This is a genomic window from Gemmatimonadaceae bacterium, from assembly GCA_037721215.1.
GTDB lineage: Bacteria > Gemmatimonadota > Gemmatimonadetes > Gemmatimonadales > Gemmatimonadaceae > UBA4720.
In genome coordinates, this window is record JBBJNV010000006.1 from 100,090 (window position 1) to 126,742 (window position 26,653).

Consider the following 26,653-nt stretch of genomic DNA (forward strand, 5'->3'; position numbering starts at 1 on the left):
AGGACGAGGTTAGAGATAAGTTAGGATATCCTAACTTAAGCGTAATGTCAATACTGAATCGATGCTCTCCGGCTAAGCCGCCGTCTCCCCGGCAACCACCTTCGGCTTGGAAGTTCGGCGACCATCGTCCACATGCATCCCCAGAAACACCGTCCCAAGCACCAATACCGCCGACGTAAAAAACGGCACCCCCCGGCCAAACTGATCGTACGCGAACCCCGCCCAGAGCGGAATGATTATCCGCGAAATTCCCCCATAGGTTTGCTGAACGCCCATATACAATCCCCTCTCGCTCGCAGATATCACCTTCGTCAGCAGCGACGTAACACATGGGAAAGTGAACGCGGTCCCCAGCGGAAGAAGCGCAATGGCTACCGCCAGAACGAAGAAGTTCCCGGCCAGCGGAACCGCCGTGAGGCCAGCGGCCAGCAGCACCAGCCCGATCCGCGAAAGCTTCGCCTCCCCGAACCTGTCAACCGCACGGCCCAGCACGCCAATCCGCGTGATCACCGAGATCAGCCCGATATACGTAAAGAAGATCCAGACCCGCTGCTCACCGATACCGAACTGATCCGAGAGAAACAGCGCCATGATCGCGGTGATTCCCGAAAAAGCCCCCATCGCGATTGCATAGATCAAGATCAGACGCGGGCCCGGATCGCCGGCATGCCTTACCACCGAGAGAATCGCCTCCCTCGACGCACCCGGCTTCTTCTCCGAGTTTCGCGCGTCTTCCATATCGCGTGATTCACTCAGATATCGCCAGGCGAACACCATGTTCACGAGGCAGAGAGCCGCTGCCATCAGCCCAGGCCCACTCCGTCCGGCGAGCAATGCCACTGAGCCAATCGGCGGCCCGAGTGCAACACCGAAATTTGTGGCCGCCGACAACCAGCCGAGCGCCTTGGCCCGGTTCTGCGGTTCGGTCGCATCGGCGACATATGCCTGGATCACGCCTACCGTTCCGCCACCCGCACCCTGCACGACGCGCGATAGCAGCAGCAGCCACAGCGAGTCGGCAAACGCAAAGACGATATAAGCGAGTGCGGCCGAGCCGAGCCCCACGAGCAAGGCCGGACGCCTGCCATACCGATCCGAAAACTTTCCCCAGAGTGGCGCGCTCAGCAGCTGGGCGGCGGTGAATGCCACCACCAGTACCGTCACCGCCAGCGAGCCCGCCCCCAGCTCGCGCGCGTAGTACGGCATGAGTGGGATCACCATCAACAGCCCCACCATGTCAACGAAGGCGGTGATGATGAGGATGAACAGCTTCCTGAACATCAGCTACTCTCCCGTCTTTCCCAACGCGGCCGGCGGAACTGCCCGGCCTACCACTCCCGCGAGTGCAATGATGGTGAGGACATAGGGAATCATCTCGACGAATTGCGACGCAATGATCTCATTCCCCTGAAGCTGAATCTGCAGTGTCTCCGCCGCCGCGAACAACAGGCAGGCGAGCGCCGCACGTATGGGGTCCCATCTACCGAAGATCACCGCTGCGACGGCGATAAATCCGCGACCAGCGGTCATCTGATCGGTAAACTGATGCTGGTCGAGAGCGAGGAAAACGCCACCGAGCGCGGCGAGCATCCCCGATAACGCAACAGCGACGTAACGCACCCGCCCGACGCTGATACCGACGCTCTCGGCCGCTTCCGGATGTTCGCCAACAGCGCGTACCCGTAGCCCATAAGGTGTGCGGTAAATGAGAAACGCGAGCAGCGGAGCGACAATCAGCCCCAGCCATAGCAGCGGATTGTCGAATCCCCGTGCGCTGACATTGGTTCTGAACCCGTCGATGCGGGGCGAATTGGACGAGCTATCGAATGCAAGCTTGAGAAAAAACCTCGTCACTCCAATTGCAAGGAGATTGACCGCAATTCCGGTAACAACCTGATCGGCACGAAAGCGAATGGTAGCAAGCGCGTGGATAAGTCCGAATATCAGGCCTCCCAGGATACCACAGAGAAGCCCGATCCAGACACTGCCCGAATAGAACGATCCAAGTGTCGCTGAGAACGCGCCGGTGAGCATGTAGCCTTCGAGCGATAGCGTGATGATACCGGCCCGCTCAGCGACAACTCCACCGCTCGCCGCAAACAGGTACGGAACCGCTATACGCAGCGTCTGAGTTATGAAATCGAAGGGATTCACGCAGCAGCCGGCTTACGAGTCAGCCGCAGTACGCGGCGGACTTCAGGGACAGACATGGCAACGGCGAGGATGACTACTCCCTGAAGTACCTCGACCATCTGCTTGGGGACAAACGCATGGATGGCCAATCCACCCTGCGAAAGTGTGGCGAAGAACAGCGCCGCGAGTACTACTCCGAGCGGATGGTTTCGTCCAACGAGGGCGACCGCTATCCCCAGGAATCCCGCACCACCGGCCAACCCGTCTTCGTAGTAATGCTTGTAGCCAAGGACGTAATTGATGCCCCCAAGCCCTGCCAGAACGCCGGAAAGAGCCAGCGTCCTGAACCACGTCCGGCCAACGTTCACTCCGCCGTACTCCGCTGCGTCGGGCTGCAGTCCGACCGCGCGGAGCTCAAATCCACCTCGGCTCCGGAACAGAAAATACCAGACCCCTGCCGCCGCAATGAGCGCAACGACAATGCTGAGATTGGCCGCCGATCCGTGGAACGCAGGAATGAACGAGTCCAGTCGCGAGATCGAGCCGGCTTCAATTGCCGGTGTATGAAGAGTCTCCGGCACATGCAGATGGTTGGCGATGATCCAATTGAGCAGCGCTAGCACGATGAAATTGAGCATGATCGTGACGATGACTTCATGCGCGCCAAACCTGACCTTCAGAAATCCCGGCACTGCACCGACTATTCCCCCGCCTACTGCCGCAGCAAACATGCAGAGGGGAATCGCAACGATCCATGGAATCGCCGGTGACAGAACGAGGCCCATCATCGCAGCGAGAAATGCTCCGGCCGCCAGCTGACTTTCTGCGCCGACGTTGAATAACCCGGCGCGAATGCCGATTGATACCGCAAGTCCCGTAAAAATGAGCGTTGTTGCCTTGTACAAAACCTGACCCAGGCCGTAGGCATTGCCCCACGTGCCTTCGAGCAGCAGACGATAAACCGTTGCCGGCGACTGGCCGTAGCTCATGATCAGCAGATCGCCGCAGATGAGCGCGACGAGGAGCGCAACCAGCGGCGGGTACAGCGCTTCCTCCAGTTGCTCGCGAAACCGGGATGTCACGCCACCGACTCCTTTTTCGCTCCGATCATGTACTCGCCGAGTAAGTCTGCAGAGGCGTCGGCCGCACCGATAACTGTTGCGAACCTGCCGCGGTACATGACGGCAATTCTATCGGCAAGCGCGAGCACCTCATTGAGTTCTGCCGAGACCAGCAGTATCGCCTTTCCGGCAGCGCGCGCTTCGCGCAGGCGCGAGTGGATGAACTCGATTGCCCCCACGTCGACACCGCGGGTGGGTTGGGAGGCAAGCAGCACTGAGAACCGCCGCCCCATCTCCCTTGCCACCACCACCTTCTGCTGATTTCCGCCGGAAAGTGATCGAGCCCGAAGTTCAGCGGAAGGCGGTCGAATGTCGAATGCCTCGATTTGAGCCTTGGCATTGCCCGCGATGCGGCCTTCATCGAGAATCCCGCGCCGGGCGAACTCATGCTGCCGGCCCAGCACGAGATTGTCAGCGACGGAGTAGTCGAGGATGAGGCCGCGACGATGCCGGTCTTCGGGAATGTGCGAAAGGCCTGCTTCGCGGCGTTGCCCGACATTGTCGAATGTCACATCGCGTCCACCCAGCCGTATACTTCCCGATTCGACGGCACGCAATCCGGCAAGAGCTTCGATCAGTTCGGTCTGACCGTTGCCTTCCACTCCGGCGATTCCCAGTATCTCACCGGGCATCACCGAGAACGTCAGGCCGTCCACCTCGCACGTCCCGCGTGAACCCCGGACTACGAGATCAGTGACATTCAGGGCGGAAGACGAACCGGTAATTATGTGGGTTCCCTTATGATCTCCGATTGCCCCGGGAGCATTCCCCTCGCTCATTTCCTGACGCGTCGAGAGCGCCACCTCCCGGCCGACCATCGCTTTTGCAATCTGAGCGGGTGTCGTCGAGCCGGTCGCGAGCCGGTCGACAGTTTCGCCGCTACGCATGACTGTAATGACATCCGAGATGTCGACGACCTCGTCAAGCCGATGGGTGATGAGAACGATGGTGCTACCTGCGTCCCTGAGCCGGCGCAGGACTACCCACAAGTCACGAACTTCCGGCGGTGAGAGAACCGCAGTAGGCTCGTCGAGAACGAGAATCTTCGCCCCTCTGAACAACGTCTTGAGAATTTCCACCCGTTGCGCTTCACCCACGGACAGCTCGGCGACCTTCTGGTCCGCGCGCACGGCCAGCCCCGTCTCCTTGCTCAGCGTCTCGACCTCAGCGACCGCCCACGCATTGTCGAATCGCAAACCTTTTACCGGCTCCTGGCCGAGCACTACGTTTTCAGCCACAGTGAGGCTGGGGACAAGCATGAAATGCTGATGCACTACTCCAATTCCAGCGGCGATCGCCTCGCTGGTGGTCCAGCCCGTGACATCCCTGCCCTCGATTTCCAGCGTCCCTGCATCCGGCTTCTGGAGGCCACCGAGAATCCGCATCAGTGTGGACTTGCCGGCACCGTTCTCGCCGACCAGCGCGTGAATCTCGCCCTTCAGAACCTCCAGCGAAGCGCCTCGATTCGCGCGCACGGATCCGAAAGACTTGTCGATGCCCCGCATCAGAATGGCCGGAACCTGTTTTTCCGGAGATCCGGCCGGCTGAGATGTCATCGAGTACTGGGCACCTTGATGCGGCCGGCGATGATGTCCTGCCGGAGCTGTTCCACACGCGCGCGGGCCGCGTCGGGTATCAACGCCTTGTTGCGATCGTCGTAAACGTAACCGACGCCATCCTCAGCAAGTCCGAATGAGTAGATGCCGCCCTTGAAGCTGCCGTTCTGCACTCTCTTGATGGCATCGTAAACCGATGCGTCTACGCCCTTGATCATGGACGTGAGAACGTGGCCGGGAGCATCGTCGTTCTGGTCCGAATCCACACCGATGGCAAGCCTGTTTTTCATGCGCGCCGCTTCGAATACTCCAAGACCGGTTGAACCTGATGCATGAAAAATCACGTTCACACCGGACTGATACTGGCTCAGCGCGAGCTCTTTGCCTTTCGTCGGATTCTTGAATGCCTCGGGAGTGACTCCAGCGTACTGCGCAATCACCGTGCAATCGGGACAGACCGCTTTGACCCCGGCGCGGTATCCCGCCTCGAACTTGTGGATGAGAGGGATATCCATGCCCCCTACAAATCCGATTTTTTTGGAGTTTCCAGCCAGTGCGGCGAGTGCACCGACGAGAAAGGAGCCCTCCTCCTCGCGAAACTTGAGCGCCGCGACGTTCGGCGGGGGCGGGATGATGTTTCCCTTGTCGTCGAACGCCAGGGCGTAATCGACTCCGGCAAACGCGACCGCAGGATACTCTTTTGCGAGCGTCGTGATATCGTCCGTAAAAATGAAGCCGACGCCAATCACCAGATCCATGCCTTCGGCCGCAAGGAGACGTAGCCCTGCCTCCCTGTCCGACCCATCGCCCGGCTCGATGAACCGGATATTGGGGCCGAGCTCCTTCAGTGCGCTGTCGGCGCCCTTGTAGGCACCATCGTTGAACGATTTGTCACCCCGGCCGCCGACGTCCAGCACGATACCGACGTCGGTCGCCCCGGGCTTGCTGATGTCGGCAACTCCACGGCCTCCGGCGAACAGAAGCGCGGTATGTACGAGGGCAAGCGCGAGGGCGACTGCAAAAAGTTTCTTCATGCAGAGTGATATTCGCCCACCGGACGTTCCCCTGCAAGGCAGAGCAGCCCCTTTCTATCGGCAACAGGCCACCGTTGATTTCAGCCATGGCAGAGCGCATTCGAACACGTTTTCTCGTTGTGGGAAGCGGAGTTGCCGGACTGCATACGGCGTGGCGTGCGTCGGCGGATGACGATGTGATGGTGCTTACCAAAAGATCGCTTTTCGACAGCGCAACCGCGTATGCACAGGGCGGCATTGCGGCCGCTCTAGGCGCCGGAGATTCACCGGAGCTGCACCGCAAGGACACCCTTGCCGCAGGGGCGGCGCTCTGCGACGCGAAAGCGGTCGAGATCCTGGTGGAAGAAGGGCCGGCAAGAGTACGAGAGCTTCACACCGCGGGCGCTGATTTCGACCTCGAGCCCGGCGGTGGATTCAAGCTGGGGCGGGAAGCCGCGCATTCACGCCGGAGAATCGTTCACGCGCACGGCGATCAGACAGGCGCCGAGGTCGCGCGTACCCTCATCGAGCGGGTCAGGGGCAGCAGACGCGTCGAGGTTCTGGAACGAACGCGCGTCCTGGACCTGATCGTGAGTGATGGAATATGCCGCGGAATCCGGGCCATGAAATCGGGTGTACCGATTGAAATCATCGCTGACGCCACCGTTCTCGCCACAGGCGGCTGTGGCCAGGTTTACAAGTACACTACCAATCCGCAGGTGGCGACGGGGGACGGTTTCGCAATCGCGCACCGTGCCGGTGTCCGGCTGGCCGATATGGAGTTCGTGCAGTTTCATCCAACGGCACTTGAGACCCCGGAGAATCCGCTTGCCCTCGTTTCCGAGGCGGTGCGTGGCGAAGGGGCAGTGCTGGTAAACGATGACGGCGTCCGGTTCATGCTCAAGCGGCACAAGCTTGCTGAGCTCGCACCGAGAGACGTCGTGGCGCGGGAAATCTTCCGGGAGCGCGCGAAGGGCCGTGGAGTATGGCTCGATGCGCGCCATCTGAAGAGCTCGTTCAGGAAGCGGTTCCCGGGCATCTTTGCATTGTGCAAGGCGCGCGGAATCGACGCCTCGAAGGAGCTCATCCCCGTGATTCCAGCCGCCCACTACATGATGGGGGGAATAGTCACCGATCTGATTGGACGTTCGAGTCTTTCGCGCCTTTACGCCTGCGGTGAGGTGTCGCGCACGGGGGTGCACGGCGCCAACCGTCTCGCGTCCAACTCACTGCTCGAGGGCCTGGTCTTCGCAGAACGTGTTGCCCGGGATCTCATTGCAACACCGGTATTGAAGGGTGTCCCGAGGAAAAAATCCTGGGACGCCCCACCACTAGACGATCGCGGCGCGGCGCAGGTGGCAGCAGACGACGTCCGGAGCGTGATGTGGGAGCATGCCGGAATCAATCGTACCGCGAAGGGCTTGCGCGCCTGCATCGGCCTGCTGGCGGCGATCGAAAAACGATTGCCCGCCGGAGCCACCGAAGAAGCAAATCTCATCGACACCGCCCGTCTCATCACCGAGGCGGCGCTGCTGAGACGGGAGTCGAGGGGCGGTCATTTCAGAACCGACTTTCCCCATGCCAAGCGCAAATGGCGCGGTCGTCACATAGAATGGTAGGATGATGACAACTGTTACCGGTAACGACGTCGGGGGGCTCCAGGCCGAGATCAAGGCGCTTGCCCGTCACCGAAACGCGGTGATTCTCGCGCATAACTACGAGCGTCCTGAGGTGCAGGACGTCGCTGACTACGTCGGGGACTCGCTCGGCCTGAGCCGCGAGGCCGCCAAGACGAGCGCCGACATCATCGTGTTCTGCGGCGTGCACTTCATGGCGGAAACGGCGGCAATTCTGTCGCCGGCGAAGCAGGTGTTGCTGCCGGACATGGCAGCCGGTTGCTCGCTCGCGGCAACAATCGACGGCGACCAGCTTCGTGAATGGAAAGCCGAGCATCCCGGTGCGGTAGTAGTGTCGTACGTGAACACGACTGCTGACGTGAAAGCGGAGAGTGACTACTGCTGCACCTCGGGCAATGCCGTAGAGATCGTGAACTCGATCGCGGCCGATACGGAAATTCTTTTTCTCCCGGACATGTTCCTTGGCGCCCACGTACGCCGCGTTACCGGCAGGCAGAACATGCATGTGTGGATGGGCGAATGTCACGTTCACGCGGGCATCGATCCCGAGCATATCAGTCTTCGCAGGGCGGAATATCCCGGTGCGGAATTCCTGATCCATCCGGAGTGCGGCTGCGCGACGAGCACGGTCGAAGCGGTGTCGGCGGGGGACATCGACCCGGAAGGAATTCAGATCCTTTCGACGGAAGGGATGATCAACCGGCCGAAGATATCGGACGCGAGCGAGTTCATAGTCGCGACGGAAGTTGGAATATTGCATCGGCTGAGGCGTGAGAATCCGACAAAGACTTTCATTCCGGCGAGCGAGCTGGCGGTGTGCGCCTACATGAAGGTGACGACGTTGCCCAAGGTTCTGCGCTCGCTCGAGCGGCTGGAGCATCGCATCGAGGTCGCTCCGGCAACTGCGGCCAGAGCGCGAAAGGCAATCGAGCGAATGGTGGCGATAGGCGGCAACACGCCGCTGTCACTGAAACCGGAAACGACCGAGGATCCCGGCGAGTGACTCAGCGGAGCCGGCGCATTGCACTGCTGGCGGAGCGTGGTTTCGTGGCCGCGGGTGCGCTGCGCTTTCCATATGCGAGGCTGATGACATCCACGATCGTGCGCGAGGCACTTGAAGAAGATGCGGCCGACAACGACATCACTTCAATCGCAACGGTAGTCTCTGACCGGCGCGCGCGCTGCACGGTGGTGGCTCGCGAGGGCGGCATCATCGCCGGTATTCCGCTCGCTCGCGAGGCGTTCAAGCAGCGCAACCCGAGGGCGGCAGTGCGCCATACGGTGAAAGACGGAGGGCGGGCTGAAGCGGGCACGCAGGTGCTGTTTATCACCGGTCATGCGCGCGGATTACTCTCGGCGGAACGTGTCGCCCTGAATTTCATGCAGCGCCTGTCCGGTGTCGCCACGCTCACCGCTCAGTTCGTGAATGCTGTCCAGGGGACGGGTGCGCGGATTCTGGATACACGGAAGACAACACCCGGGTGGCGCAGGCTCGAGAAATACGCGGTCCGCGCGGGTGGCGGTATGAATCATCGGATGGACCTCGCCGCGGCGGTGCTGATCAAAGACAATCACCTGGCTTCATTAGATGGTCAGATCGCGATGGCGGTGAAGCGGGCTCGTGATGTTGCGCCGGCGGACACTCCTGTTGAAGTGGAGTGCGACAGGATCGAGCAGGTGCTTGACGCGATTGGTGCGGAGGCGGAAATCATCATGCTCGACAACATGAGTGTGGAGGACATGCGCGAGGCCGTGGAACTGATCGATGGCCGCGCTGTCACTGAAGCGTCGGGCGGGGTGACACTCGATACGGTGCGCGGGATTGCGAAAACGGGGGTTGACTGGATCTCAGTGGGAGCCCTCACACACTCGGCGAAAGCGCTGGACCTGGGCCTGGATTTCGAGTGACCTGAACTGCGTCTGCTCCGTTAAGGATTCCTATCGCTAACGTATTGATTTCCGCGGTCCTTTACTCCGGGATAATACTCGCCTTCCTCGGCATTATTATGGCGATCAGGCCGATTCGTCGTTTCGGGTTTCGAATGCGACGACAAGGCGTTGCCGTCCTCGTTGGTGGAGTTTGCTTCGTGATGGCAGCTTATTTTCTCCCAGCTCACGAACAGCGCATTACTGACCCAGTCACCCGCCTCGACGAGTTCGTGCCCGTCTGGGAATTCAGCGAGTTCCACGAGATAAAAATTGCGGCTCCTCCTGAGCGCGTGTACGCAGCAGTCAAAAGCGTCCAGGCTGACGAGATAGCGCTGTTCAACGCGCTTACGTGGATCCGCCGTGGCGGCCGGGAACTGCCGGAAAGCGTTCTCAACGCAGGAGTGCAGAAACCATTGCTCGATGTAGCCACTCAAAGCAATTTCATCTGGCTCGCCGATGAAGCGCCACGGGAGCTGGTGATTGGCACGATCATCGCCGCGCCTCCCCGTGTTGCACGAGACCTGACACCCGCATTGTTCCGCAAGCGAGTATCGCACCGGCTTACACTTGCCGCCATGAACTTTGCGGTGCATCCCGACGGTTCCGGCGGGTCGATCGTGTCGACCGAAACGCGAGTGCATGCCAACAATCCCGCTTCGCGTCGCGCCTTTGCGGTGTACTGGCGATTGATCTATCCGGGAAGTGCCGTTATCCGCCGCATGTGGCTTCGTGCAGTCGAACGCCGGGCAATGGCGCCGGTGCGAATGTCAAAGGATTGCATCCACCACGAAATATCCCTTCGCCTCACGTACCGCGCCGGCAACTGCCAAACGCGTCTCATCAATCGTCTCAGACACCCCGCCGAGCATCTCGCGGCTGGCGCGAAAGCGCATTCCCGACTCCACGCAGAAGAGATCGCACATCGACAGCTCGCGCTCAGTGTCCTTCAGCCCATTCGTGTGAATCAGACGTTGCGTGCGTGAAATCACGCATGCAGTAGCCAGCAGCTCGATGGCCATGTTGGCCAGCCGTTCGAGCACGAGCTGCCTGTCGACAATATCGCTGCGGTGTTTCATGATCGCCCTGTCCGTCGCGACCTTCAGCTCGGCGACGTGCTTCTCGAAATACTCCTTGTGCTTCCTGAGGCGAGGGTGCAGAACTGCATCGAGGGTCGCAGTTGCGCCCAGACGGCTGCGAATGCGCGAGGTGGCGTAACCGCTGAGGAGCCCGAGATTGCGCAATGGTCGCCGCAACGCCGTGCCTACTTCCTTTAGTGACTCCGCCGGACCCTGTACGCCGTTCAGCGCAATGAACAGGCGGAGCACTTCATTCGCACCTTCGAAGATCCGGTTGATCCTCGCGTCACGGAGCAGCCTTTCATACGGGTATGGCTTGACGAAACCGCGGCCCCCCGCGACCTGCACCATCTCGTCGGTCGCTTCCCAGATCAGCTCGCTTGCGAAGACCTTTGCGCATGCGGCCTCGAGTGAGAAATCCGTTTCCGCGGAGCGGTCGGCAAGCGACGCAAGTACGCCAAGCATCGAGTCGCTCGCGTAGGCGGCGGCAGCAAGGTGGGCCATCTTGCGCTGCGTGATCTCGAAGTGTGCGAGCGGATGGCCGAACTGAATCCGTTGTTCGGCATACGTCGCCATCTCGCTCACCATGCGTTTCGCTCCTCCGGTACAGCCGGCGGCAAGCGTCAGACGACCTGCATTCAGTACATGCACCGCAACCGTAAACCCCTTTCCCACCGAACCGAGCACATGGTCCGCAGGCACTTCGAGGTTTTCGTAGAGCAGCTCCGCCTGGGTCGAACCACGAATACCCAGTTTCTGTACAGTTCCCAAAACCTTGAAGCCCGGCATGTCCGGCCGAATGATGAATGCTGTTGACCGCATCACCATCTCGCCGCGACGCTCGACCGGGGTCTGCGCAAAGGTGGCGATCACGCCCGCGCGATGACCGTTGCCGATCCATATCTTGTGGCCATCCAGAATCCATTGGCTCCCATCGGAATGCAGGCGAGCCGTAGTTCTGATGTTCTGCGCGTCCGACCCCGTTTCCGGTTCAGTGAGAGCATATGCGGCGAGTGTATCCCCGCGGGCGAGCATGGGGAGATACCGTTCCTTTTGCTCGTCGTTGCCATACAGAACAATTGCCTTCGATCCAAGGCCGCAGTGAACCCCAACCAGAACCGCCACTGACGAATCGATGGCGGAGATGTGCTCGAATACCCTGGCCCATGCAGTAGCTGAGAGCTCGAGCCCTCCGTATTGCTTCGGTATGGTAAGTCCGAGCATCCCGGTACGGCCGAGCTCGCTGATGACATCGTCGCTGATACTTTCTTCGTCATCGAACCGGCTGGGGTCGATGAGGCCGGAGTCATGCATCCTGTCGAGGTCGGCAATGAGGCGACTTACCAGCTTCGATTCGGCGGGATCGCGATCTTGGAGTGGCGGGGGGAAGGGAAACAGCAGCGAGTCGTGAACTACGCCGGCGAAAACTCCGCGCGTAAACGACGGTTTTATGTCATTCACGCAGTATCGGCCTGCCGGCGAAGCCAGCGCCAGTGCGTCACGAACAGAGCCGTCGCGATCAGTATCATAAGAACGCTGGAAACCAGTGACCGCATTGCACGAAACTTCACATGAGCGGATTGGTCGCTGCGCTCGTCATCGAACATCCGTCGGAGTTCGGCATCGCTGTACGCTGGTCTTGCGGGGGCACCGACGGTGTCGGGTACCATTGGCACCATCGTCGGCGCCGGGCGTTGGCGCGACCAGCGCTGTTCTCCACGATCCCGTTTGTAGTTCTCGAACGAGGTCAGGGAAACGCTGCCCGTCCCATACTGATCCGCGCGCAACGGCTCGCTCATATCGAACACGGCATCAATCAGTCGGTTCGCGGAGATAAGCAACGTCACAACTGCAATGAGGCACACGGCATAGCCGTACATCTGCGCAATTCTGCCCGAACGTTCCATGCGCTTTCTCCGCGATCGAGGGTCAGATGGGGATGCGGCCCGCGGCTTCGAGCTGGCCAGCGAGAACCGCCGGGTCTGTCGCAGGTTCGTCGCACGTGTACGACCGGCACACGTACGCTGTTGCCTTGCCCGAATGCGCCTCTCGTCCCTCCATGAGCGCAATGCCGGTGCCTGCATCGGCACCCCCCGCCAGAATCAGCGAGGGAACGTAGTGACTGGCGACTTCGTGCTCCAGCAGCTTGAAGCTCCTGTCGTTTCGATCCCCTGTGATTGCCACTTCCACCGCGCCATGGACAGCCATGTCCGCTGCGCCGAGCAGATGGCCGAACGAGCCTGGATGCTGCGTGAGGAAGCTGGCGAGCGTTTCGATCACAAACGTGGCGCGCCTCCGCATCTCCGGATCGTGACGCAGCTCCGAAAGCGTGAGCAGCAGATCCACAGCGAGCGATGTGCCCGAAGGGATGGCATTGTCGGTGACTTCACGCGGCCGGGTGATGAGCGGTTCGGCATCGCGCGCGGTGTCGAAGAAGGCGCCAAGGTCTTCGTCCCAGAACCATTCGATCATCGATCCCGCGATCGCCGTCGCGCGCTCGATCCAGACCGCGTCGAACGTCAGTTCGTAGAGCGCCACGAAGCCGAGCGCCACGGCCGCGTGGTCTTCGAGAAAGCCGCCGATTCGGGATTCACCGTTCTTATGCGAACGCATCACACGCCCGTCCCGCACCAGCTCCCGCAAAAGAAATTCGCCGTTATTGATCGCGAGCCGGGTGAAGGTGGCGTTTTCGAATGCCCGTGCAGCGGTCGCGAGTCCACGGAGCATCAGCCCGTTCCATCCCGCCAGAATCTTGTCATCGAGGCCGGGCCAGACTCTCTTCGCACGCACATCGTACAACTTTGTTCTGGCGTCATCCAGCGTGCATTCGAACTGAGGCAGCGGCGTGCCCGCGCGTGCAGCCATCGAGGCACGATCGGCGCGGACGTTGAGGATGTTGGCGCCCTCGAAATTGCCACCGGGGGTAACGCCGTAGTATGAGGTTACGGCGGGCGAATCAGTGCCGAGCAGTGCGTCCAGCTCCTGCTGGCTCCAGACATAAAATTTGCCTTCGTGGCCTTCGCTGTCCGCATCGAGTGACGAAAAAAAGCCCCCTTCCGGCGATGTCATCTCCCGCGCGAGCCACTCCACCGTCTCTTCGGTTACGCGCTTCACCTCGGCATCGCCGGTAGCCTGCCAGAGGTGCGCACCGAACCGCACGAGAAGCGCGTTGTCGTAGAGCATTTTCTCGAAGTGGGGAACAAGCCAGATCGCGTCGACCGTGTACCTGTGGAAACCGCCGCCGATCTGGTCGTAGATACCGCCGCGGGCCATTTTAAGAAACGAATCGTGGGCGATCTCCAGCGCGTACTCGGTGCCGGTGCGCGTACCGTACCGCAGCAGAAAATCGAGAGTCATGGTCTGCGGAAACTTGGGAGCGCCGTCGAACCCCCCATGGCGCACATCGTGCCGCCGGGCGATGCCCCGATACGCGAGGTCGAGAGTATGGGGATTGACCGGTCCTTCGCTCCGGGCCTGCATCCGCGACGCGCTGTAGATCTCGCCAAGCTGCGCCGATGTCGCGGCGATACTATCCCTCTTGTTTGCGTAGGCATCGGCGACAGAATTGAGCACGCGGGTGAACGACGGCATGCCCTGTCGCTCCTGCGGAGGAAAGTATGTGCCCCCGTAGAATGGGGTTCCCTCCGGCGTGAGAAACATCGTCATCGGCCACCCGCCATGGCCGGTGAGAGCCTGAACCGCCTGCATGTAGATGCCGTCGAGATCCGGCCGTTCCTCCCTGTCCACCTTGATATTGATGAATCGCTCGTTCATGACAGCCGCGGTCGCCTCGTCCTCGAACGACTCGTGCGCCATGACGTGACACCAGTGACAGGCGGCATATCCTATACTCAGCAGAATCGGCTTGTCATCAGTTTTCGCCCTTTCGAGGGCCTCGGTTCCCCACGGGTACCAGTCAACCGGATTCGCCGCATGCTGCAGCAGGTACGGACTGGTCTCTTTCGACAGCCTGTTCAGCTTCATGGGGTCGCTCTGCCCGGCCGGTGTTGCCATGCTGTCAGTATACTCAAACCGCGCGGACGCGCGCTCGCCTGGCGCTTGTTATGTGCTGCTACTGCGGATCGAGGACAACAAACGGGGCGGACTGCGGACGAACTGCGGATTCTAACTGCTGACAAGGGCAACGAAAGCCGCCGGCCATCAGCCCGCTGTGATCGCCGTCAGCTTCCAGCCCACTGCGGTGTACTGCGGACTGCCCAAGGCCCGGCCCCTGTCCGAAGTTCGCAGTAGGTTTCCCAATTCGCAGTCAGTCAGCAGTCCGGGTTCGGTCAGCCCTGAGTCCGCAGTCACACCCCCCAATCCGCCCCCAAATATGCCTGCACAGAATTCGACGGATCTCAATGCATTTCTCGAGCAGAACGACGCTCGCATCATGGACGAGCTTTTCGACTTTCTGCGCATCCCGAGCGTAAGTGCAAAATCGGATCACAATGCCGACACTGCGCGTGCCGCCGAATGGGTCCGGGCCTCGCTCGCGAAGGCGGGGCTGAAAGCCGCCACTCATCAGACCGCGGGGCATCCGGTGGTCGTTGGTGAATGGCGAGGCGCACCCGGTGCGGCGACGGTCCTTGTTTATGGCCACTACGACGTCCAACCCGCAGAGCCGATCGAGCTGTGGACATCGCCGCCGTTCGAGCCGACCGTGCGCGACGGAAAAATCTTCGCCCGGGGATCGGTTGACGATAAAGGACAGCTCTTCCTCCACATCAAGGCGCTGGAAGCACACCTCACCACGCGCGGCAAGCTCCCGGTGAACGTAATCGTACTGCTGGAAGGGGAGGAGGAAGTGGGCAGCGAGCATCTCTCTGAGTTCATCACCCGGCACAAGGACCTGCTTGCCGCCGACGCTGTCGTGATTTCCGACTCGGCGATGTTTGCGCCCGGGCAGCCATCGATTCTGTCGTCACTTCGCGGACTCGCGTACTTCGAGATCAACGTCACCGGTCCCGCTACAGACCTGCATTCCGGCAGTTACGGCGGCGCGGTGGTCAATCCGGCAATGGCGCTCGCGCGCATTCTCGCCACTCTCCACGATGACAAAGGCCATATCGCCATCGACGGCTTCTATGACAACGTCCGCGAGTGGGAGCCCGAAATCCGCGAACAGATGCGCAATCTTCCATTCGACCCGGAGCATTTCCGGAGCGAAACGGGTGCCAGCGCGCTCGGCGGCGAAAAGGATTTCACGATCCTAGAGCAGCTGTGGGCGCGGCCGACGTGCGAGGTGAACGGGCTTCTCAGCGGGTACACCGGCGAGGGCGCAAAAACCGTACTCCCGTCCAAGGCGATGGCAAAAGTCAGTTGTCGTCTGGTACCCGATCAGAGCCCCGAGGAAATCGAGAAGCTCATGAAAGCGCACGTCGCAAGAGTTGCCCCGAAAGGGGTTACCGCTACCGCGATGCATCTTCACGGCGGCCGGCCGTGGCGCGCGGAGCTGACCGGACCGCTTTACGATGCAGCACGCCGCGCCCTGGCGACTGCGTTCGACAAGGAGCCGGTCATCGTCGGGGAAGGAGGCTCCATCCCGGTTGTTGGAGACTTTCAACGAATACTTGGTACGCCTGTTCTGCTCGTTGGATTCGGGCTTCCGGGCGAGAATGCACACGCGCCTGACGAATGGATGAGCGAGGAAAATTTCCGGATCGGGATGCGGGCGATGGCGGCATTCTGGGATGAGTACGCGCGGGCGGAAACTACCTGACGACGATCGGAGTGCGGGGTGGCGGTCTGCGCTGCCCGGTGGCCACACCGATGCTGATGAGCGCGTTTCGTGCGGCCGAGCGGCCCTGGTTCCATTCGAACCAGTGCCGTTCGGTGAGCTGTTGGCTGTACTCGTAGCGAAGTCGCACCTCACTCCGAAGCTGAGTGCGGATTGGCTCGGGTAAAGTCGGCAATGCGGCAACGATCGCCGGGATCGCGTTCGGGGAGAGCTGTCCCGTGAGATAGACCAGATCGAGTTTCCCGGTTGTCGAAAACCGCGCGATATTTTCACGGGCGATCCAGGCCTCGTGGTTCCAGTATATCATCACCACAAACGCCGCGAGCGCAGCGGCAGCCGACCGCCGGAATACCCGCGCCGACTGCATCTCGCGCCGGATTTCCAGTGTCAGCACCGCGAGAGTCACCGCCACGACCAGCATGTAAACCTGCGCATATAACCGCGCCGTGGTGAATCCGTAGGCGGCTTCATACAGTGATACGCGATGGAATGCGGAGCCAAGCAGAATGAGCACCGCCGCGATCACAGCGAGCGTGATCGCCCGCAACAGGCCATCGCGACGGCCTTTCTGGCCATAACGCTCCGAAAGCAGAATCAACAGGACAGCAGACGTGGCGACAACGGTCAGCTCGCCGAAGCCACGCCGCGCATACTCGGCGAATGTTACCCCTGAGCCAGCCGTGGCCGGTGAATTACCGAAGAGGTAGCTCACCTGAACGGCGAGGAAGAGCCAGAACAGGGCGGCCACGCTTGACAGCAGGATGAATCGCTCGGTTTCGCCGAGCCAGCGAGTGACGCTTTCGGGTCCCTTTGGAGCGACCGTCATGGCCGCGTCGCCCTGGCTGGAATTGCCTCGCGCGGCGTATCCGTAAGTTCCGAGAACTATCGACAGCAACGCGACGAAGAATATCGTGCGGGGTACGAACGCCCAGCTTGAAAGGATCCGTTCCGCCGCATCCCGCCACCCGGCAAACATCGGGTCGGCGCCAGCGAGAAGCAGCGCGAAGAAGAGAATGACCGGAGCCGTGATGGCCAGGCCCTTGAGTGCGGACCGGGCGCGATTCGAACGAACGATGCGTGTCGCATCGACTGCGCGTGCCAGGGATTCCACAACTGCACGCGCGCCTGCCAGAAACGGGGCGGTGATCACGAATGCGGCGGATATGCGCTCGAGCCGCGGATCGACGGCGAGGAGCATGGTCACTGACAACAGCAGGGTGACGGCAAGGAAGATCATCGCGTGCATGAATGGATCTGCCGTGAAGACGGCGGCCGTTGCAATGATCACCCCCGTAATGGCGGCCGCGGCAGGGATCCGGTGGACGCCGATGCCGAAAGTCCTGAGGATAGCGGCAAGTCCAGTAACCGACGCAAGGGTCCAGAAGGGCCAGTTTACTCCCGGCAGGGCATCGTAGATGATCCAGGTGCCGAGTCCGGCGACGGCTGCCGCCGCCGCCCAGACGATTCCCGCATTTCCTCCCACACGTTCCGTCAGCCCCGTACTCACCCGTTGTCTCCCGTTGATCGTGACAAGGGAAATATCGGGGATTTTACTCTAATCTGTCAAGTACTTTAAAATACAAAGTAACCCAACAAGGTTGATTGGAACCTTACCCAGCAGCTGCTAGAACCTCCACTCCCGGATCAGGAATAGCCCGAACACGCTCGTCGTCGTGGGCTGCTGAAGAGCGAGCGTCGGATCGCGCAGCAGATATCGCGGCTGGAAAGTCGCTTCCGCGCTGTAGCCCCTCAACCCCGCAAAACGGTGTTGCACCTGCAGACCCGGACGCTTGAGTGCGTCGGGATCGGGCCGCACCTGGAACGCCAGGAACGTGTTCGACCTGTAGTACTTGCCGAATTCGATCTCGGTGCCCCTGAGAAACCCACCGACATCGGTCTGGATATCCGCCGGCGCGATGTTGAAAACATCGGCGCCGAGTGAACGGGCTGCCTCGCCTGCCAGTTGATCGGCAAATACGCCGAGCGCGACGGAGGCGAGCTGCTGGCTTGCCAGTGCTGCGCCGGCGCCGATGACGTTGCCGCCACTGCCTAACCCGGCACCCTCCAGCTGCACGAGTGACGATGACGAACGGCCGAACGCGAGGTAGGCAAGCAGATCGCTCTGAGGGATTGGCGGCTGGGCGTCACTCTGTAGTGAAATGTTCGGATTGCGAAGCGTACCGCCGATCAGGATTTCGACATTGATGGCCTCTCGCGCGGGAAGCCGCACCTCGTAGGCACCAGTCACCTGCAGCGTGGGATTCAGCTCTCCGGAATTCACGAAAGTCGCGGAGCCTCGCCTGATGTCGAAGCGTTTCGAAAGGAAGACGTACTCGCCTCGCTCGCTCAGCAGTACTCCATCCAGCACCAGCGATTGCTTGGCGCGGTTGACGTGAATGGCGAGATCGCCGTCGCTGTACACTTCGATGTTGAAATCCGGGGAGCGGACAAAAACGTCGCGATCGACGCGCAGGTCGACGTCCATCCGCAAGTTAGCAAGCAGTGGTGACTGACCGGGGAACAGCTCACGGTTGCCCAGTACCGCGGTGTCGAGAACGGAGAACAACGCCGGATCGTTCTGGCCAATGAGCTTCTTGCCTTCGGACTCCGGTACATACAGCACGCCTTTGCGGACGCGGAGGTTACCGGCGACGTGGGTGTTGTCGAACGGCCCCTTGATGGAAACGTTGATGTTCGCGGTGAGCTTTCCGTTGTGGTTATCAAGCAGCCTCGCATTGTCGGCGACCAGCCGAAGATCGAATGACGGCGCCCTCAGCGACCCAATGCCGATTCCGCCAGTGAGGGCGACCTTGCCGCCGCTGTAGGCGACAAGCGAATCGATCACGATCGTATCGCGCAACATCCTGATATTTGCTTCGAGGCCCTTGAGGTCCAGGCCCAGGGGGACAAACCGCGCCGATGCGCCATCGAGCGCAAATCGTCCGCTTACCTCCGGGCGGTTCAACGTGCCGGTCACCTTGAAGTCGGCAACCGCACTCCCGCGCAGATTGGTGACGATCGTGTTGATCTGCGGTACGAGATCGAGCGGCAGACTGTCCGCCTTCACCGCGAGATCTATCTGCCGGTTTGTCGGGAATCGCGATCCTGTGACCCCTGTCAGTGCCAGATTGATCGGCACCGTACCTTCGGCGTGCATCATCGTTCCCTGTCCTTCACGCATCGCATCCGCGCGGCCCGTGAGCGTCGCATTGGCGTAGCTCATCACGCCATGGACTTCCGGTAACAACGTTCCGTTGTAGTAAAACCGATGACTGCCGAATGCTCCACTGAAAGTGGGATCGGCCGCGGTCCCGGCCGCTTTGAGACTGAATGACACAAATCCACGCGCGTCGATGTCACTCTGTGCCAGCGCGATCGCATCCTGAACCTGGAAGTTATCGACCGCCACTTCGAGGTTTGCCCGGCCCTCTTTCGGAATCAGGCCATCGACGAAAATGCGGCCAGTAGCCTTGTTGCGAAGCTCAAGTTTATCGATATCGACGCCGGCACTCCCCCAGTGCACAACCGATGGCCCGGTGCTGGTCCATACCGTTGTATCGAATCGAAGCTGAAGCGCATTGAGCCGCGCCTCATTCCGCACCCTGTCGAGCGTATACTCGGCATTGGCACTGTAGCTGTTCTGATCATCCTGGCGAACGACAAAGGTAACGGTGCCCAGCGGCTTCTGATAATTGACGCGGGTCTCGACGCTGTCGAGGTTGAAGCCACCAGCGACCACCTCGGCCGCAATAACCCTGACATCCAGTTTCGAACGGGGCGTCAGCGCGTCCGTCCAGGAATACTCAGCGGTTACCTTCTCAATGGTATTGCCGCGCGCGACGATACTGTCACCACTTGCCGTTCCGCGCGCGCCAAAGTCATGGATGTTTCCAGTGGCGACGCCATCCGCCCTCACCGAACCCGACAGTTGCGTTCGGCTCACCACGCGAGGCGTGTCGATTGCAGCCAGCTGGGGCGGGGCGCCTCCAGTTACCGCGCGTTCGACCTCGGTATTGTCGTCCTGGCGAGCAGAGTCTGTGCGTGCCCGCGCGGCACGCTGGGCGAGGATCCGGGGACGCGGGGGAACAGCACCTTCCTGCGGGGGCAGGAGCGACGATAGCCGGGAGAGAGAGTCGATATCGATGTGATACCGAAGCTCTCCGCTCTTTCCGCGCGCAAGTCCGAACGCCCCGCTGGCCGTTGCAACACCTTCGGGGATCTCAACTGCGAGCGTATCGATTCTCGCCATTCCGTTGGCGGCAGCGAGCCGAACCGTTGCCGACGTTACGGCAATCGTATCGTAGGTCGAAGATTGAATGTCGGCGACGAGATTGGTCCGCAGGGTCGCTGGGTCCGTACCTCGGCCATCGGCAGAAACTGTGGCCGTGATCGACGTCTTTGGCGCCTTCGCGACGATGTTGTTGGCATTGAAGAGCTGCGCCGCGACATCGAGATCGTAACCGATCTCCCGGCTAGCGAGGTCGAGCTTTCCGCGCACGTCGAGCGAGCCGCCATCAGGAAACGCAAGTGCGGTTCGAACCGCGAGATTCCTCGTTGTACCGGTGAGGCGCACGGGGCCCGTCGCAAGGCCGCGCAGACCCGCCGCAGGAAAGAACCGTCCGGCGGTGACCAGCGCGAGCGGATGAACTCTGGCATCGACGTCGAACCATGCATTTGCCATCTGGCCGCCCGGCGCAGCCCGGAACGCGCCCGTTCCAGTGATACGGGATGTGCTGCCCCGATCTACAAGCGTGATGTCCGAGCGCGCGGTCATGCGCGATGTCGTCGACCCGTCGAGCGTCGTGGTTCCACTTACCGTGCCCGTCAGCGGAAGATCCGCAGCGAACTCACGCAACAGGTCAACCTGCACCGGGCGCAGGGTCAGACGCAGGTTGTCAGCGTTGAACCGACCCTTCTCGAAACCCATCTGTCCGACGGCTACCACCCGGCTGCGGCCGGAGCGGCGGTCGTCGAATGTCACATCGGCATCGACTTCCATGTCCCGGAGATTGCCATCGACCTTCGCGCGACCCGCGAGAATTCCCTGCCGGGGCGGGTTGACGGAAGGAAATATCTGCCTCACTAGACGTGTGTTCAGGCCCGTGAACCGCACATCGGTATCGTGCAGCGATACCTCTTTGGTCATCGTGACGCCGATCTGACCACGCAGGTGCGAACCTTCGAGCCGGACGTCTGCATTCCGCGCGACATAAACGCTTGTGTCGCCAACCCAGTCGAGGGCAAAGTCCAGGGTTCCGCTTCCATCAGTGGGCAGCGTTGGATCGATCCAGCGAATGTCGGCAACGGCGACCGGGTTGGCACGGACCCTCAGCCGGAAATCATTGTTGGCCACGATGTATCGGCCATCGCCGGCAATGCGACTGTTCGGCAATGCGGCATTCAACCCTTTCCACCATACCGAGTCGCCGTCGATCCGGAATGCACCGCTCAGCGAGCGAACATCAACTGCGGGAGGCTTGAACGGCTCGGCGATTGTACTCAGGGATGCCACCTCGACGAGCCGGTGCTTGAAGTCCGGATGCTGCCAGCGCAACAACGGCAGTGAAGCATTGACACGGTGGAACCGCATGACCTTCTGATGCCCACCCGGGACCTTTTCGAGCAACAACCGTCCCTCCGGACTCAACGACCTTCGGAGCGCGTCCTCTGCTTCAGCGCCGGTGAGCCGGGCATCCGGCGCCCAGGGAGACTTGACGGTGATATCGCCGTCGATCAGGGTGACGTCGGTAAGCCTGATGAAGTCGCCCCATCCGGCCTTCTTCGGGCCTCCCGGTTTCGTTGTGTCGGGAGGAAGAATGCGGTCGTAATTCCACTTGCCACCTGGCAAGCGGTTGATCACGATCACCGGCCTCAGCAGTCGCACATTGTCGAAATCGATGCGCTTCGATGCGAGCGAGCCCAGACGATAACGCGCCCGCGCTCCGTCGGCCTTCACAAACGGTTCACCCGCGCTGTCGGTGATGCTCAGTCCGTGGAGGGTGAATCCCTTGAGAAGATTTCCGCTCACGCTGTCGACCCTGAGGATCCCGTGAACGTTGCCTTGGATGCCACCTACGACGCGCCTTTGCACCTGTCGTCGTCCCCAGTCAGTATTGGTGGCGACATACACCGCGAGGACCGCGAGCAGGGCAATCGAAGTCACCACTGCGAGCACTCGAGCCACGACCTTGAGCATCAGAAAGCTTCGCCGATCGACAAATGCAGCGTCACCCTGTCGAGCACTCCGCGAAAGCCGCTGCGGAATGGATCGAACAGGCGACTCTTACTGAGCGTGACCAGGCGGGTTTCGCCGGCAACTGTAGACTCGGTGACGACAGGAAGGGTTTCAGCAGCACCCGGATTGATACCAATATCGACGCGAATCGGTCCGACCGGAGACCGATAGCGCACACCAAACCCGGGAGTAACTGCTGCCTTGCTTTTTGGGAGCAACGGGTTGGTTCGCTGAGAGACGTAAGCGCCGTCGATGAAGGCTGCCCCGACAACGACGTCTTTCCAGAGCGGGAAACGCATCTCGGCGCTTCCTTCCGCAATGATGTTACCACCGAGCGGTCGCGGCTCGAAATCGCGGTTGCGAAGTCCCGGTGCATTGGGATTGCAGCTTCCTATAGGAGCAGCAGGGCCACATGCGCCGCCGCTCGAATCCCGGCGCAGTATCGATGCCGGAATCGTCAAGACACGCGGGCCAAGCTGGTTTTCTCCGAATCCGCGAACCGATCGTGATCCCCCCGCGTAGAACCGCTTCCTCGGATGCAGGATCTCGGTGTCACTATCCACCAGCCCCACCGCTGCGGCAGTCCCGGACAGCGCGTTTACCCAGCCCAGTCGCAGATGTCCCGCAGCGGTTCCACGTTTTCGTATCTGGAAATACCGGGCGAAATCCGCGCTTGCCCGGTTGTAGCGGAAGTCCGATCCCGTAACCAGTGAAGCGTGCTCAGCGTCGACTGTTCCACGATACCCGCGGTTAGGCGTGAAAGGATCGTTAGCGCGGTTTGCCGTTGCCGTCAGAGTGAACGGCGACAGCCGCTGCCTGCCGCCAAGCGCCTGAATCGTGGGCGGATCACAGACGCCGTAATTGACGCAGAAGTAGACATCGCCCGCATCCGTCTGAGTGATCTCGAACCGGTAATTCGCACTCACCGGCAGTGACGGTGACACCTCTCTCGTGAAGGTCGCACTCGTGCCAAAACCCTTGTCGACGAAGATACCAGGGGCGATTCGGCGGTGAGTGAACAAGCTGAGCGCGATTTCATTTTCGGTTGCCTTGAACCACGGCTGCCGGACGTTGATGCTCGCGTTGTAGGTCGGAGCGAAGTACCGCGCGCGATCGCTGCCGAAATTCACCGTCGACCTGCGGAAGATGAAGCGTCCCGAGAGTGAGTTAGCGAGCAGATTGCCAACCGCGCCCTGTACGTCCAGCCGCCGTGCGCCGCCGAAAAAATTGTAGTTGGTGTAGCGCCCTTCCGCCTGGAAGAAATCGACCGTGTTGAAGCCGGTGCTGATGCGCGCCTCGCGAAGCGGGGCCTCCTGAACCGTGACGAGGATTACTTTCGCTGAATCTCCCTGCCGCGGAATTTCGATTGCCGCCCGCCGGAACAGGTTCGATTCGTAGAGCGCCCGCTGGCTCCGGAGCAGCTCCGGCCGGCGAAAAATGTCGCCGGGGTTGAGGGACATCGATTTCATGATCGTCCGCGTGCTGATCTTCTCGTTCCCGACGATGAGAATATCCGAAATCGTGGACCTCCACTTCGGATCGATCTCGAGGGCGACCGTGGCCCGGTTCGCCTCTGCATCCACGACGATCGTCGTATCCACGATGGCATCGGAATATCCCCTGTCCCACAGCTGCTGCTGAAGAAAGACAACGCTCGAATCGACTCGCAGCAGGTTCAGCGGTGTGCCTTTTGACAACGCCAGCCGTTTCGCGACTTCTTCGTCGCTGAGAACCCGCTTCGTCTGAGTTACGGTAATGTCCGAAACGAGCGTCGGCGGGCCCTCCACCACGTTGAACGTGACGGCAACGTCATTCTTTCCGCGTGGAGTGACGACCGTATCGACCTGAGCGTCGCGGTACCCGCGCTTGAAATAGAAGACACGTATGCGAAGCGGATCCCGCTCGAACTCTTTTCGGTCGAGATATTGCCGGCGGTAAAAATACCGGGATTTGCTGATCCAGCAGACCGGCGTGAGGACGACGGTTACACAACGCGACGCGTCGGTTGCGATGCTCGCCTTGAGTTCCTGCTGCTCAACGGCGTTGACGCCATTGAGCTTGAGACTGACAACCTCGGGATCGGAGGCAGGCGTCTTCCCGGCTGCGGACTGCGCCCAGAGCGACAACGGCGCTGACAGCACCAGCACCGTAGCTGCGAAAAGCAAGCGGGACCGCGCAGACTTCATGGATGCCTCAAAGAGCAAGGCGCGGGCCGATTCGGGCTAGAGTCCTTCCAGCAGCGCGTCATTGTTGGAAGTGGCCGCGATGCGCTTGATGAGCCATTCCATCGCCGACGAAGAAGGCATTTGCTGAAGTCCGCGTCTGAGCGTGTACACATGCTCGAGCTGCTCGGGCCTGAAGAGCTTGTCCTCGCGACGGGTCCCACTGACCGCGACATCGATGGCGGGGAAAATCCGCTTCTCGGCGAGCGACCTGTCGAGCTTGATCTCACAGTTGCCGGTACCCTTGAATTCCTCGAAGATCACGTCATCCATCCTCGAGCCGGTCTCGACCAGTGCGGTCGCGATGATGGTGAGCGATCCACCGCCATGCTCCGGAGCGACAGACCGCGCCGAACCGAAGAAGGCCTTGGGTTTTGCCATTGCCGATGAATCGAGTCCGCCGCTGAGCGTGCGACCCGTTCCCCGTTCGACAGTATTGTATGCACGAGCCATACGGGTGATGGAGTCGAGGACAATGACCACGTCCTTGCCGAGTTCTACCATTCTGCGGGCGCGCTCGAGAACCATCTCGGTCACGTCGGTGTGCCGGGCAGCCGGCATGTCGAAGCTCGACGCCACCACTTCGCCGTAACCCCACGTGATCATTTCGCTCACTTCCTCGGGGCGTTCGTCCACGAGCAGCACCAGCAGAACTGCCTCCGGATGATTGACGGCGACTCCCTCGACTATGGCCTGAAGCAGCATCGTCTTGCCGGCCCGTGCCGGAGCGACAATCAATGCCCGCTGGCCATATCCAATAGGTGCTATAAGATCAATCGCGCGTCGCGTGAGCTCCGGGCCGCTCTTCGCGGGACGGCCCGTCTCGAGCTTCAGCTTGCGTTCGGGATACGACGCCGTGAGGGCGCCGAAATCAGGGCGGCGGGCTGCAAGCGTGGGATCACCGCCATTGATCTGGGTGATCTCGGCGATCACGGTACGGCCGCGGGGATCGCGGCCCGTCGTCGCGAACACAGCGTCGCCGCGTCTCAGATTGTACTGCTTCGAGACATGAGGAGGGACGTACGCATCGGAGGGATCCGTGAGGTAGCTGTTGGCGGCACGGCGGACAAATCCTCCGTCCCGCGATGCTTCGTACCAGCCCGTCGTCTCGCCATCGGGCACGATGGGCCCCATCGCCTGGCGGGGAGGCTGTTCACGGTGCGCAGGCCGGTTTGTATTGGCGCTGTTGCTGCCGTTGCTGTTGTTGTTACTGCGCCCGCGACCGCGCGGATTGCGTTGATTGCGGCGCGCATCGCGACGGGCATCGTTGCCCTCGCCACGGTCCGGTTGATTACGGTTCCCGCCCCCCCCCTGTCCTCCATAGTTCCGCGGCTGGTTCTGGTTTCCGAACTGCGGCCGTGACGACCCCTCGGACACTTCAGAACTGGAAACCGGGGCATCGATTGGCGCCGGGTACTCGCCACTGTCTGCTCCGTTTCCGTTGCCATCGTTGCGCGAAACCGGAACATCGGCAGCGCCGGCGTCCGGAGATGCTTGTTCAGCGGATTCGCGGTACGGATCGGTATCTCCGTATTGTTCGTTGGCGGATGGCCCGGACGGGCGTGGGCCTCGGCCGCGACGAAAGGGACGTCGGCGTTCGTTCATCAGGTTGTGGTGTGCAGGGAATTCAAGTAGCGCGACTGGCTGCTGCGGTATGCGCGGGGTAGACTCACGCGAGGTGCCGCAACTTCATTTGCATTTGGCGCGCCCTCTCAGGGCTGCGCTGGTGGAAGAATGGTACTCATCGTGGAGGAGATTGTCCAGCGGGACGTTTTTTTTCTGCGGATGTCGTTGAGTCGATTGTAACAGCGGATAAGATTGGCGACTAAGTGCAGTTCGCCCGTAATCTGTTACCTGTTTGCCTGTTACCCGGTACCCGTTCCTTCGTTTTCCGTTTTCCGTTTTCCGTTTTCCGTTTTCCGTTCTCCGTTCTCCGTTCTCCGTTTTCGGATGTCCGATGTCCGACACCGGAAGTCTGCCGACGGGTAGCG

17 protein-coding genes are annotated in these 26,653 nt (G+C 61.0%); 4 read left to right on the forward strand and 13 right to left on the reverse strand.

The window, feature by feature from the left end; all coding sequences use genetic code 11:
• Positions 1-72: 72 nt before the first annotated feature.
• Genes WKF55_04520 through WKF55_04540 form a run of 5 tightly spaced genes read right to left on the reverse strand, consistent with a single transcriptional unit; the run spans position 73 to position 5,844 of the window.
• Positions 73-1,281: an MFS transporter gene (locus WKF55_04520; GenBank protein MEJ7758837.1), complete on the reverse strand. Its 1,209-nt coding sequence runs from the start codon at positions 1,279-1,281 to the stop codon at positions 73-75.
• Between the two features lie 3 nt (positions 1,282-1,284).
• On the reverse strand, positions 1,285-2,154 hold the full coding sequence (locus WKF55_04525; protein MEJ7758838.1) for an ABC transporter permease: 870 nt from the start codon (positions 2,152-2,154) through the stop codon (positions 1,285-1,287).
• Entirely contained in the window at positions 2,151-3,215 is a 1,065-nt protein-coding gene (locus tag WKF55_04530; protein ID MEJ7758839.1) for an ABC transporter permease, read from the reverse strand. Before WKF55_04530 ends, WKF55_04525 begins: the two co-directional genes overlap by 4 nt.
• Positions 3,212-4,810, reverse strand: coding sequence for an ABC transporter ATP-binding protein (locus WKF55_04535; GenBank protein MEJ7758840.1), 1,599 nt, complete (start codon positions 4,808-4,810; stop codon positions 3,212-3,214). Before WKF55_04535 ends, WKF55_04530 begins: the two co-directional genes overlap by 4 nt.
• A complete protein-coding gene (locus WKF55_04540; protein ID MEJ7758841.1) occupies positions 4,807-5,844 on the reverse strand; it encodes a BMP family ABC transporter substrate-binding protein in 1,038 nt (345 codons plus the stop codon). Before WKF55_04540 ends, WKF55_04535 begins: the two co-directional genes overlap by 4 nt.
• Positions 5,845-5,930: 86 nt before the next feature.
• Between WKF55_04540 and WKF55_04545 the strand changes: the two genes are divergently transcribed.
• The 3 genes from WKF55_04545 to nadC are packed head-to-tail and all read left to right on the forward strand — an operon-like array spanning position 5,931 to position 9,368.
• Positions 5,931-7,442: an L-aspartate oxidase gene (locus WKF55_04545; protein MEJ7758842.1), complete on the forward strand. Its 1,512-nt coding sequence runs from the start codon at positions 5,931-5,933 to the stop codon at positions 7,440-7,442.
• A 1-nt stretch (position 7,443) separates the two neighbouring features.
• On the forward strand, positions 7,444-8,463 hold the full coding sequence (gene nadA / locus WKF55_04550) for a quinolinate synthase NadA (GenBank protein MEJ7758843.1): 1,020 nt from the start codon (positions 7,444-7,446) through the stop codon (positions 8,461-8,463).
• A complete protein-coding gene (gene nadC, locus WKF55_04555) occupies positions 8,460-9,368 on the forward strand; it encodes a carboxylating nicotinate-nucleotide diphosphorylase (protein ID MEJ7758844.1) in 909 nt (302 codons plus the stop codon). The genes nadA and nadC overlap by 4 nt, the downstream gene beginning before the upstream one ends.
• A 20-nt stretch (positions 9,369-9,388) precedes the next feature.
• On the opposite strand, the gene WKF55_04560 is transcribed toward nadC, so the two are convergent.
• The 4 genes from WKF55_04560 to WKF55_04575 form a co-directional block, all read right to left on the reverse strand.
• A complete protein-coding gene (locus tag WKF55_04560; protein MEJ7758845.1) occupies positions 9,389-9,823 on the reverse strand; it encodes a hypothetical protein in 435 nt (144 codons plus the stop codon).
• 333 nt (positions 9,824-10,156) lie between these two features.
• A complete protein-coding gene (locus tag WKF55_04565; GenBank protein ID MEJ7758846.1) occupies positions 10,157-11,926 on the reverse strand; it encodes an acyl-CoA dehydrogenase family protein in 1,770 nt (589 codons plus the stop codon).
• Positions 11,923-12,372, reverse strand: a complete 450-nt coding sequence (locus WKF55_04570) for a hypothetical protein (GenBank protein ID MEJ7758847.1) — start codon at positions 12,370-12,372, stop codon at positions 11,923-11,925. Before WKF55_04570 ends, WKF55_04565 begins: the two co-directional genes overlap by 4 nt.
• A 22-nt stretch (positions 12,373-12,394) precedes the next feature.
• Entirely contained in the window at positions 12,395-14,449 is a 2,055-nt protein-coding gene (locus tag WKF55_04575) for a thioredoxin domain-containing protein (GenBank protein ID MEJ7758848.1), read from the reverse strand.
• Between the two features lie 349 nt (positions 14,450-14,798).
• Here WKF55_04575 and WKF55_04580 point away from each other — a divergent pair, with 349 nt between their 5' ends.
• Positions 14,799-16,187: a dipeptidase gene (locus WKF55_04580; GenBank protein ID MEJ7758849.1), complete on the forward strand. Its 1,389-nt coding sequence runs from the start codon at positions 14,799-14,801 to the stop codon at positions 16,185-16,187.
• Here the strand turns inward: WKF55_04580 and WKF55_04585 are convergent.
• The 4 genes from WKF55_04585 to rho all read right to left on the reverse strand — a co-directional run bounded on the left by WKF55_04585 (position 16,180) and on the right by rho (position 26,267).
• Entirely contained in the window at positions 16,180-17,712 is a 1,533-nt protein-coding gene (locus WKF55_04585) for a DUF4153 domain-containing protein (protein ID MEJ7758850.1), read from the reverse strand. The two genes, WKF55_04580 and WKF55_04585, sit on opposite strands and share 8 nt — an antisense overlap.
• Positions 17,713-17,829: 117 nt before the next feature.
• Complete coding sequence (locus tag WKF55_04590; protein ID MEJ7758851.1) at positions 17,830-22,401, reverse strand: translocation/assembly module TamB domain-containing protein; 4,572 nt, start codon at positions 22,399-22,401, stop codon at positions 17,830-17,832.
• Complete coding sequence (locus WKF55_04595; protein ID MEJ7758852.1) at positions 22,401-24,626, reverse strand: BamA/TamA family outer membrane protein; 2,226 nt, start codon at positions 24,624-24,626, stop codon at positions 22,401-22,403. Before WKF55_04595 ends, WKF55_04590 begins: the two co-directional genes overlap by 1 nt.
• 36 nt (positions 24,627-24,662) lie before the next feature.
• Entirely contained in the window at positions 24,663-26,267 is a 1,605-nt protein-coding gene (gene rho / locus WKF55_04600) for a transcription termination factor Rho (protein MEJ7758853.1), read from the reverse strand.
• Positions 26,268-26,653: the final 386 nt, after the last annotated feature.